This is a genomic window from Pseudoduganella sp. RAF53_2 (assembly GCF_052113985.1).
In the GTDB taxonomy this organism is placed as follows: Bacteria; Pseudomonadota; Gammaproteobacteria; order Burkholderiales; family Burkholderiaceae_D; genus Rugamonas.
This window is the reverse complement of record NZ_JBFRDW010000152.1, coordinates 1-10338: the sequence shown is the minus strand read 5'-3', so window position 1 is coordinate 10338 and position 10338 is coordinate 1. Positions and strand designations below refer to the sequence as shown.

Sequence of the window (10338 nt, the reverse complement as noted above, 5' to 3'; positions counted from 1 at the left end):
CAATGAATTTTGCCGCTATGCCGCGCAGTTGCTGGGTTTCGGAGCGGGTAATCCCGTTTCCTCCCAGCTCTTCCCGCATGCCAAATCATTCACCCCCTCACATAATCCTCACTCCGGRATGGAGTCAGCCCGCTTCCGCAACACACCAAAAGCGGGCCGCGACCGCAGCGAAAAATACGAAGCGATGATCGTCAGGGTAATCACGCACATGAACGCGAACTGAAAGCGCGTATCGGAATTGAACGCCTGCGACAGCAGCACCGCCAGCAGCGTCAACAGCGCGATGCCATTGCCAACCGGGTAGAGCCACGTCTTGAAGGGCGCCTCCCCGGCCCCGGACCTGGGCTCCTTCTGACGCATCCTCGCGTGCGCCAGAATAATAAAGATCCACACCGTCATGATGAACGCGCCGCTGCTCTTGGCTAGTGTCAGGAACAGGTCGCCACCGCTGGCAAAGTGCACCGCCAGAATGCCCACGCACACCGAAAAACTGAGCGCCAGCGCGTTCATTGGCACCCCGCGCGCATTGGTGCGGCCAAACAGCTCCGGTGCGTAGCCGCGCTGGCTGAGGGAATACAGCATGCGTGAATTCGAGAACAGGAAGGAGTTCATCACGGACATGAAGGAGACGAACAGGACCACTTTCATCCCCGTCGCAGCCCAGGCATACCCCGCCAGGCTGAACAGCGAGACATAGGGCGACTTCAAATTGACGGCATCAGTCCAGGGCAGACACAGGATCACAATGGATACCGATCCCACATAAAACACCATCACCCGGAACAGCACGCTGCGGATGGCCCTGATCACATTCTCGCGCGGATTCTCCGATTCGCCGGCTGCCACGGCCGCAATCTCGCTGCCGCCAAGCGAAAAGATCACCACCGTCACGCCAGCCAGCACCGGCAAGATCCCATTGGGCATGAAGCCGCCATGCGCCTTCAGATTGCTCAAGCCCGGCGACGGAAAGCCGCTCTGCATATTCAATAAGATCGACACGCCCAATACCATGCAAATCAGGATCGAACTGATTTTCGCGAACGAGAGCCAGTACTCGGCTTCGCCGTAGGAGCGTACGGAATACAGATTGCTGGAGATGACAAACAGGAGCATGAGAAAGGCTCCCGCCCAGACGGGCAATCCGGGCAGAAAGTCGTGCAGGATCGCCCCCAGCAGAATCGCCTCGATGGTAATGGTGATCATCGACTTGAACCAGTACAGCCAGCCCACGGCGTAACCGGCCCATTCGCCGAGATACTGGCTGGCGAAGGTGGAAAACGAACCGCTGTCGATGTTTTTGGCCGCCATTTCGCCGAGCATGAACATCACCAGGATGACAACGAAGCCGCCGATCAGGTAGGACAGGATCGCCGCCGGCCCGGCAGTGGCAATCAGCGCCCCGGAGCCGACAAAAAGTCCGGCGCCAATCACGCCGCCCAGGGCGATCATCGTGACATGGCGTTGCTTCAGGCTGTGAACCAGGTCGTTCTTATGCGTCATGCAGGAGGCCTTCCGTCAGAGTGGAGCTGATGATAGCACTAGCTTCGGGTGCATTTTTTGCATTCCAGCGCTGGACAGAATGGCTGAGTGTTGTGATAAATTAAACAATTTCCGTCACCCAAACCGATCATGAAACCACGCTCGCTACTCGCCGGATACGCGCCTCTTGCCGTGATTTTGCTTGCTGCCGGATGTGGTGGCGGGGGCAGCGGTGGCAGCCCGGGCAGCGGAAACACGAGTAGTGGCGGCACCACTACGTCGGCCGAATTCAGCCTCGGCGGCACGGTCAGCGGATTGGGGAGTGGCGCAAAACTGACGCTGCAGGACAACAAAAATGGCGTGAGCGCGTCGATCGGCAGCAACGGTGCTTTTACTTTCGTCACCAGGATCGCGAATGCCAGCAGCTACGATGTCAGCGTCATCGGACAGCCGGTGGGCCAGCGCTGCCAGGTCAGCCAGGGCAGCGGCGCCGTCGCCGGTGCGAATATCGTCAATATCGCGGTGAGCTGCCAGACGGCCTACGCTTACGTGATCAACTCGCAGTACGTGCCGGCGCTCGCGGCCTATCAATACGCGGTGTCGCAATACACTTTCGATGCGAACGGCCAGATGCATGCTGCCGGCACGCCTGATGTGCCCATCGATGCCAACCGCGTCTACCTGACTGTGGACGCCAAATCGGCCAACGCCTTCTTTGCGGTGCCGGACAAGAACCAGGTACTCTCCTATGCCATCGGCGCCAATGGCCAACTCGCTGCACGCCCGACGGCCAGCGTGTCGAATGGCAGCGCACCACAGGGCATCACGCTCTCGCCCAACGGAAAATTCCTCTACGCATTCAATGCCGGTGATGGCGCCATCAATCGCTACGCGCTGGGCGCGGACGGCAGCCTGACTTCGCAAACGGCCGCCACCCCGGCCGCGAAGCTGCAGTCGGTCTACGGCATGGCTATCGACGCCAGCGGCAAACACGCCTACGCGAGCGACGGCAATGCCAACAAGATCTTCCAGTTCAATGTGGCCGATGATGGCAGCCTGGCGCCAATGGCCACGGCCAGCGTGGCCGCCGACCGCAAGCCGACGGACATCCTGCTGGAGCCGACCGGCAAGTTCGCCTACGCCCTGAATAATGCCGTCGGCAGTATCAGCCTGTATTCCATTGGCGCCGACGGCATGCTGGCGCCATCCAGTCCCGCCACCATGCCCACGGCCAGCCGAGGCACTTTCATCACGCTCAGCCCCAGCGGCGACTGGGTCTACACCAACGGCGACAACAACGCCGTTCTGGAGTTTGTGATCGGTGAAAAGGGCCAGCTGACGCCAATCAGCCCGGGCAGCGCATCCGCCACGCCAACTTCGGCCTCGATGGTGTTCGATGCCAGCGGCCTGTTCGCTTACGTCGCCACCGGTGCGGACAAGTCCATCACGCAGTACGAAGTGAGCGGCAACGGCCAGCTGACCAAACTTGGCAGCATCGCTACGCCGGGCCAGCCAACGCAGATCGTCCTGATCTATCGCTAATCAGTGGAAGAACAGATAGATCAGAACCAGGACGATTGCCGGCACGCCGAGTATCCATGCCAAAAAGTATTTGCCCATGACCGTGCTCCTGTCGAAGTTGTGAAGTTTGAGGCTTCACAATGCCCCGGCTGGAGCGAGCAGTCTGTTAGGTACTACACGGTTCCTGCTCAKGGGACGATCACGAAGTCCGGGTTGGCGATGGCGAATGCGCCGTCGCGATCTGCCGGCGGATAAATCCACTGCGTATTGATCTGCTGCTTGAGGCTCTTGGCTTCCGCGCCTTGCAGGCTCAGTTGACGGTTCCACCCTTCAGTGTAGATCGCGCCCCAGGCCCCCAGATCCAGGCACATCACATACTTCGGCTGGCTGTACGGATGCAGCGGCAGGCCCACCAGTTCGGCGGCGGCGTTATGGCCCGCCACACGGCCGAGGCTGAGCGCGTGCTGGCAGGACATGGCAGCGATATTGCCCGCGCCGTCGGTGGCGGAGCGGCCCACGTCACCGGCCACGAAGATGTCCTTGATGCCATCGGCGCGCAGCATGGCGTCGGTGCTCACGCGGCCGAAGTTGTCGGTCTCCAGGCCGAGGGTTGCGGCGAGCGGATTGGCGCGCACGCCAGCCGTCCAGATCACGGTGGACGATTCGATCTTCGCGCCATCGGACAGGGTCACGCCGTCAGCGCTGACTGCGGACACGCCGGTTTCCGTCAGCACTTCCACGCCGCAGAAGGCCAGCGCTTCCTGCACTTTCGCCAGCGATTCCGCGCTCATTTGCGGGCCAACGACTGCGCCGCGTTCGATCAGCACCACGCGCGTCACGGCATCGGCGCCCAGGATTTCGCGCAAGCGGGCCGGCATTTCTGTCGCTGTTTCGAGGCCGGTAAAGCCGCCACCGACCACCACCACCGTGTTGCGCGCCTTGCTCGAAGGCTGGGTCACAAGACGGTTCAGATGCGCATCCAGCACGTGGGCGCTGTTCAGCGAATCCACGTCGAAAGCGAAGCCCGCCAGGCCCGGCAGAGCCGGACGATAGACCTGGCTGCCGGTCGCCAGTACGAAGCGGTCGTAGTCCAGGGTGACACTCTTGCCATCGCGCTGCCTGACGCGCAGCTGGTGGCGCTCCTGGTCCATCTCGGTCACCCAGCCCGCGACGTGACGCACGCCGACCGCGTCGAACAGATCGCCCAGCTCAGGCGCCATGCCTTGCAGCGATGCTTCGTACAGGCGCGGACGCATGTGCAGCGCGGCTTCCGGCGAAACGACGGTGATGTCGACAGTATCCGATTTGCCGGCCAGGGAAACGGCGCGTGCTGCCGACAGAGCGGCCCACAGGCCGGCGAAGCCACTACCAGCGATAACGATGTGTTGTTTCATGATGCTCTCACTTAGGAGGTTGTTGGTGAGTGCATTCTTGCGTGAAACAGGCACAAAGTATTGATCCATATTTTGGAGATTGCATTGGGCCACTATGCTGCGTCGCACCATGCTAGAATCGTTGCATTCTTGGCCATATCGGAGACAGCGCATGAAACGGGTGATCTTCAACCAGAAGGGTGGCGTAGGTAAATCGACGATCGCGGTGAATCTGGCAGCCATTGCAGCGCATCAGGGAAAACGGACCCTGCTCATCGATATCGACCCGCAGTGCAATTCGAGCCGCTATGTGCTGGGTGCGGCCACGCAGGACACCGCGCCAACGCTGGGCGCTTACTTCGAGGAGCTGCTGAGCTTTTCGATGTTCATGAAGCCGGCCAGCCACTACATCCACCAGACGCCGTTCGAGAACCTGTCCATCATGGTGGCCCATCCCGAGCTGGGCGATCTGCAATCCAAGCTGGAATCGCGCCACAAAATCTACAAGCTGCGCGACACGCTGCGTGAGCTGAACCAGGAATACGACGAGATCTTCGTCGATATGCCACCTGCCTACAACTTCTTCACGCAATCGGCCCTGATCGCCGCCGACAGCTGCCTGATCCCCTTCGACTGCGACGACTTCTCGCGCCAGGCGCTCTATACGCTGATCAACAACGTGAAAGAGATCAAGGCCGATCACAATGCGAGCCTGGAAATCGAAGGCATCGTGGTCAATCAGTTCCAGCCGCGCGCCAATCTGCCGCAGCGCCTGGTCGATGAGCTGAAAGAGGAAGGCTTGCCGGTCATGGAAAACAAGCTGTCCAGCTCCATCCGCATCCGCGAATCGCATGAGCGCAATCTGCCCATGATTCATCTCGATCGCGGCCATAAACTGAGCCAGGAATTCCTGGCGCTGTACGGCGAACTGCAGGCCGCATAGGCCTTGCCGCCATGGGCGTGCTGACCGGCGTGCGCGCCAACCTGCGATCAGCGCGGCAGCTTTACCAGCGCCTGCATGAACGGCATGGCCGTGCGGCGCCTGTGTACTGGCACCTGCTGCAGGCGGTGTCGCTACGCGCTTATCGCAAGCTCGCTTATGCAGTCAACGATCTCGTGCTGCAGCGCTGGATTACGCCGCGGCGTTTCGCGCGCTTCCAGGACGGCCTCGCGAGCCAGCTGGGCGGACACTTTTACGTGATYGTGATGCCGCACACCTTGCACTTCCTGCTGCCCTGCCTTGCGCTAGTGGCGCACGACGTGCGCGTGGTCCTGCTGCTGAACGGCGCGGCGGACTGGGAGGCCGAACTGTTGCGCCAGCGCTGGCCCGAGATGCCGCAATTTCGTGTCGCCACCCTGCCCTGCTCCAGCGTCGGCCACGGCGCCATGATCAATCTTCTGCTGCGCCATAACGAGCGCGATTTCGGCCTGCTTGATCATGACCTTTACCTGTTCGACCGCAAAGTGCTGTCGCAACTGCGTTTCTCCGACGAGGAATTCCTGCTTTGCCTGCTGTCCGATGCCAGCGGCGGCTGGACCTATCCGCTGACGCACTTCCTCTACTTCCGCATCGGCGTCTTCGCCCGCCTGATGAAGGACTATCAGGCCGGCGCCCAGATCTACCGCAAGCTGCCACCGCTGGCGCGCGGCCAGCTGCTTAGCCTAGGCCTGCATGAAGGGCGGCCGATGAAGACCTATCACGATTTCTTCGACACACTGCATGTGTTGATCGCATTGGCCTACGCGGAGGGCATGAGGGTTAATCAGGTCGATGCGGATGTTTATCATCTGGGCGGCACCAGCATCGGCACCCAGCACACCAAGGACTTGATGCAGCTGTATATCCACCTGTGTTTCCTGGAGCTTGTCGCCGAGCCGCTGCTGCAGCAACGCTACGCGTCGTTTGCGGCGCCATTCAAAACGGCCGCCGAGCTGCGGCCGCGTTTGCAGGAAGACCCCGAGCTTATTCCGAGGCTTGAGATTCTTGATCGATTGCTTGGACGTTTGCGTTCGGCCGGATAGTCTTGCGCACCGTGCAGTTGCGTCCCGCGGCCTTGGCCTTGTAGAGCGCACTGTCGGCCAGCGAGTACAGGGTTTCCGACTCGATTTCGGCACCGGGCAAGACGCAGACCAGACCAAACGACATGGTCGCCACGCCGCCTTCGTTTTCCTCATGCGCCAGATCGAGCTGCTCGATGCGATGGCGCGTTACCTCCACAATCTGCCACGCTTCTTCCGCGCTCTGCACGGAATACAGCAGCGCAAACTCTTCGCCGCCAAGACGGAACGCGTAATCCGTCGCACGCTGAAGCGATTCGCGCAGGATTTGCGCGACCCGCTGCAAGGCCAGGTCGCCCTTCGGATGGCCGTAGCGGTCATTGAATTTCTTGAAGTGGTCCATATCCCCGATGCAGAAAGCCAGCAGGGTGCCGGTGCGGCGCGCGCGCATGATCTCGCGCTGAAACACACCGTTGAAGTAGCGCCGGTTGTGCAGGCCGGTCAGCGCATCCGCAATCGCCTGCTGTTCCAGTTCTTCATTCAGCTTGCGCAGCGTGTCGTTCTGATCCTGAAGCGTTGCCTGCGCCGCGATCAATTCGGTCAGTTGGCGCCACAGCAGGCCAATCAGCGCCAGCATCACCAGGATGGATGCCGCGCCCACGATGATCGTCTGCAGCCGGCGTTCGCGCCAGGGCAGCAGCACTTCATCTTCCAGCAGTCCCACCGTGACTACCAGCGGATAGTTAGGCACGTGGGCATAGGACGCAATACGCGCCGTACCGTCCACCAGGCTGGCGGAGGTGCGGAATGTGCCTTCGTTTGCATCTTTAAAGCGCGCGAAGTTCTGCCCCATCGACAGGTCGCGCCGCGCAAGGTCGATATTGCCCGGACTTCCAACCAGCACCGAGCCGGTGTCGCTGATCAGCATGACGCGCGCGCTCTTGCTTGCGCCCAGCGTGCGATAGAACTCGCCGAAATAATCGGCACGCATGCTGCACAGGACGATGGCTTTCAGCGAGCCGTCCGCATTCAGCAGGCTGCGCGTAATGGCAAACACCTGGCGGTCGTTCACGCGGCTTTTGTATGTGGCCGTCATGAAAAGCGAGCCGTCGTGGCGCGCTTCGTGGTATTTGTAGTAGCCGGTATCGGTGACGTCCACCGATTCGGGAATCTGTACGCCGCTCACCGCCAGCACCATGCCCTTGCCATCGATGACCGTCATTTTCGAGATCTGGGGCAGTTCCAGCATGTAGCGGTGCAGGATGCTTTCCAGCGCAACGCGGTTGTCCCAGTTGAGCGGAACGCCACTGCGATCCAGCTCGCCCATCGCAGCCTGCAGCACGCGGTCCGCTTCGCCGACCGCGCGGGCGGCATGTTCCTTCAGCGCCGCCGCCATCTTGCGGGTTTCCGACTCGGCGGCGGTCACAGTGATGCGATGGTCGCGATGCAGGGCCACGTATTGCACGTAGATGTACAGCAGCGGGAACACGACGGCCAGCACAATGAGGCCTTTACGCATCAGCCGTAGCCGGGAAGGATTCATGTTCGTCAGCGCCTGAATAGCCAGAGAATCAGCCACACGGCCAGCGACACCAGGGCACAACTGACGATGGGGATATGAAGACTGAAGCCGCCTTTGACGATATGGATATCGCCGGGCAGACGTCCAAATGGCAGCTTGCGCAGCCAGGGCCAGACAACACCAGCCAGCAGCAGCGCCAGGCCAAAAATGATCAGCAATCGCCGCATCTTGTTCTTGTTGGGTGACTCGAAAGCACTAGCATATCAGTTAGCGGACCTGAGCGGCGGGTAATAAGCCCGGCGGCAGCTCCGCTACGGCCTGTTCGAAACGCTCCGCCAGAAAGTCCAGCAACACGCGCACGCGGGGCGCCATGTAGCGGCTGCGATGGAACAGGGCGTGTACGCCGGTGGGGCGCGTTTGCCAGTCCGGCAGCAGAATTTGCAGCTGGCCCGCCTTCACCAGGTCCACCACGTCCCACAGCGATTTGTAAGCGATGCCGTGACCCGCCAGCGCCCAATCGAGCACCTTGGCGCCATCGTTGGCGTCCCAGGCTTCGTCCAGCGGCACGATATGCTGCTGGCGTTCRCTGCCGCGCACGAACTCGAAATCGTTCTGCGCTCCGGCCAGCGTGGCCCATAACACGAAGCGGTGCTTCGGCAGATCGGCCGGCGTCTGCGGCACGCCGTATTTCGCCAGATAGGCCGGTGTGGCGCACAGCACGCGGCGGTCGGGCGCCAGGCGGCGCGCGGCCAGGGAGCTGTCCTGCGGCAGGGAGAAGCGCACGGCCAGGTCGATTTCGTCCTGCAGCAGATTGGACATGGCGTCGCTCAGATGCAGCGAGAACGTCACCTCGGGATACAGGATGCGGAATTCCTCCAGCCAGCGGCTGAGCATATGGCGGCCGAAGTCCGAGGTGGCGGACAGGCGCACCTTGCCGCGCACCGTCTCGCGCCTTGCGTGCAGGGCCGCCTCGCCGTCTTCGATGGCTTGCAGGGCGATGCGGCAGTGTTCCAGATAGAGCTGTCCTTCCGGCGTGACGCGCAGCTGGCGCGTGGTGCGCTCGAACAGGCGGGTGGACAGCTCACGTTCCAGTTTCAGCAAACGCGCGCTGGCCGCCGCCGGTGATAATCCCAGCTTGCGGCCTGCTGCGGACAGGCTGCCCAGGTCTGCCGCATCCACGAATAAGCGCATGTCTCCCAGGCGATCCGAGGCCATATTCAAATCCAATTTGAAGATACTTCAAATTGTAGACCAATTATCAAACGGCAGCCTCATCCCCACAATCATGGCATTCAACCTTAATGGGGAGTTGCAATGCCTATCACACTACTGGCGTTGGCCATCAGCGCCTTCGCGATCGGAACAACCGAGTTTGTCATCATGGGCATCCTGCCCGACGTGGCGCGGGACCTGTCGGTGTCGCTGCCTGCCGCCGGCCTGCTCGTCAGCGGCTATGCCTTTGGCGTGGCGGTCGGCGCGCCGCTGCTGGCCGTACTGACCAATAAACTGCGCCGCAAGCTGGCGCTCCAGCTGCTGATGGGGATCTTCATCATCGGTAACGTGCTGTGCGCGATCGCGCCGGGCTACAACATGCTGATGGTGGCGCGCGTTGTCACATCGTTCACGCACGGTTCCTTCTTCGGCATCGGCTCCGTGGTCGCCGCCTCGCTGGTCGCGCCGGACAAACGCGCCAGCGCCATTGCCATGATGTTCACCGGCCTCACGCTGGCGAATGTGCTGGGCGTGCCTTTCGGTACTTTCATCGGACAGGAATTCGGCTGGCGTACCACTTTCTGGATCGTGGCTGCCATGGGCGTGCTGTCGCTGGCGGGCCTGAGCGCGCTGGTGCCTAATCGTCAGGACAGCGCCGGCGCCCGCCTGGGCCAGGAAGTCCGCGTGCTGGCTGAACCGGCAGCCTGGGTGGCGCTGATGATGACCGTAGTCGGATTCGGCAGCGTGTTCGTGGTGTTCACCTACATCGCGCCGATTCTGGTCGATGTAACGGGCTTCTCGCCGAGCGCTGTATCGCTGGTATTGGTGCTGTTCGGCTTTGGCCTCACCATCGGCAATACGATTGGCGGCAAGCTGGCCGACCGCGCGCTGATGCCGTCGCTGATGGGCATCCTGGCCCTGATGGCGGTGATCATGGTGGCGTTCGCGTTCACCAGCCATTACAAGCTGGCGGCCGTGGCCACGATCTTCGTCTGGGGTATCGCAGCGTTTGCGACCGTGCCGCCGTTGCAGATGCGCGTGGTGGAGAAGGCAAAGCATGCACCTAACCTGGCGTCGACCCTGAATATTGGCGCCTTCAATCTCGGTAATGCGCTGGGTGCCTGGCTGGGCGGCTCGGTGCTGTCCCACGGCTACGCGCTGGACACACTGCCTTACGTTGCCGCCGTTGTCGCGGTTGCCGCCCTGCTGCTGACAGCCTACGCATCGTGGATG

At 61.6% G+C, this 10338-nt stretch carries 9 protein-coding genes; 4 read left to right on the top strand and 5 right to left on the bottom strand.

Translation table 11 applies throughout. From position 1 onward, the window contains the following. Positions 1-108: 108 nt before the first annotated feature. Positions 109-1500, bottom strand: a complete 1392-nt coding sequence (locus AB4Z11_RS11405; protein WP_442025366.1) for an amino acid permease — start codon at positions 1498-1500, stop codon at positions 109-111. Between the two features lie 129 nt (positions 1501-1629). Here AB4Z11_RS11405 and AB4Z11_RS11400 point away from each other — a divergent pair, with 129 nt between their 5' ends. Next, a complete protein-coding gene (locus AB4Z11_RS11400; protein WP_442025365.1) occupies positions 1630-3021 on the top strand; it encodes a lactonase family protein in 1392 nt (463 codons plus the stop codon). A 167-nt stretch (positions 3022-3188) separates the two neighbouring features. Here the strand turns inward: AB4Z11_RS11400 and AB4Z11_RS11395 are convergent, their stop codons facing one another. After that, on the bottom strand, positions 3189-4394 hold the full coding sequence (locus AB4Z11_RS11395) for an NAD(P)/FAD-dependent oxidoreductase (protein ID WP_442025364.1): 1206 nt from the start codon (positions 4392-4394) through the stop codon (positions 3189-3191). Between the two features lie 151 nt (positions 4395-4545). Between AB4Z11_RS11395 and AB4Z11_RS11390 the strand changes: the two genes are divergently transcribed. Continuing rightward, entirely contained in the window at positions 4546-5316 is a 771-nt protein-coding gene (locus AB4Z11_RS11390) for a ParA family protein (protein WP_442025363.1), read from the top strand. An 11-nt stretch (positions 5317-5327) separates the two neighbouring features. Further along, entirely contained in the window at positions 5328-6395 is a 1068-nt protein-coding gene (locus tag AB4Z11_RS11385) for a hypothetical protein (RefSeq protein WP_442025362.1), read from the top strand. Here the strand turns inward: AB4Z11_RS11385 and AB4Z11_RS11380 are convergent. Genes AB4Z11_RS11380 through AB4Z11_RS11370 form a run of 3 tightly spaced genes read right to left on the bottom strand, consistent with a single transcriptional unit; the run spans position 6337 to position 9108 of the window. Continuing rightward, positions 6337-7890, bottom strand: a complete 1554-nt coding sequence (locus AB4Z11_RS11380) for a sensor domain-containing diguanylate cyclase (protein ID WP_442025361.1) — start codon at positions 7888-7890, stop codon at positions 6337-6339. The genes AB4Z11_RS11385 and AB4Z11_RS11380 overlap by 59 nt on opposite strands. 29 nt (positions 7891-7919) lie before the next feature. Continuing rightward, entirely contained in the window at positions 7920-8120 is a 201-nt protein-coding gene (locus AB4Z11_RS11375) for a DUF2905 domain-containing protein (protein ID WP_442025360.1), read from the bottom strand. A gap of 40 nt (positions 8121-8160) precedes the next feature. Next, positions 8161-9108 carry a LysR family transcriptional regulator gene (locus AB4Z11_RS11370; protein ID WP_442025359.1) on the bottom strand — a complete coding sequence of 316 codons (948 nt, stop codon included), beginning with the start codon at positions 9106-9108 and terminating at the stop codon, positions 8161-8163. Between the two features lie 99 nt (positions 9109-9207). On the opposite strand from AB4Z11_RS11370, the gene AB4Z11_RS11365 reads away from it, so the two are divergent. Beyond that, on the top strand, positions 9208-10338 hold a 1131-nt coding region (locus tag AB4Z11_RS11365), incomplete at its 3' end, for an MFS transporter (protein WP_442025358.1).

What these genes read in the sequence shown, in the direction of transcription:
- AB4Z11_RS11375 (WP_442025360.1), bottom strand. Translation starts at nt 8,120, where the DNA reads ATGCGGCGATTGCTGATCATTTTTGGCCTGGCGCTGCTGCTGGCTGGT.
- AB4Z11_RS11380 (WP_442025361.1), bottom strand. Translation starts at nt 7,890, where the DNA reads ATGCGTAAAGGCCTCATTGTGCTGGCCGTCGTGTTCCCGCTGCTGTAC.
- AB4Z11_RS11390 (WP_442025363.1), top strand. Translation starts at nt 4,546, where the DNA reads ATGAAACGGGTGATCTTCAACCAGAAGGGTGGCGTAGGTAAATCGACG.
- AB4Z11_RS11400 (WP_442025365.1), top strand. Translation starts at nt 1,630, where the DNA reads ATGAAACCACGCTCGCTACTCGCCGGATACGCGCCTCTTGCCGTGATT.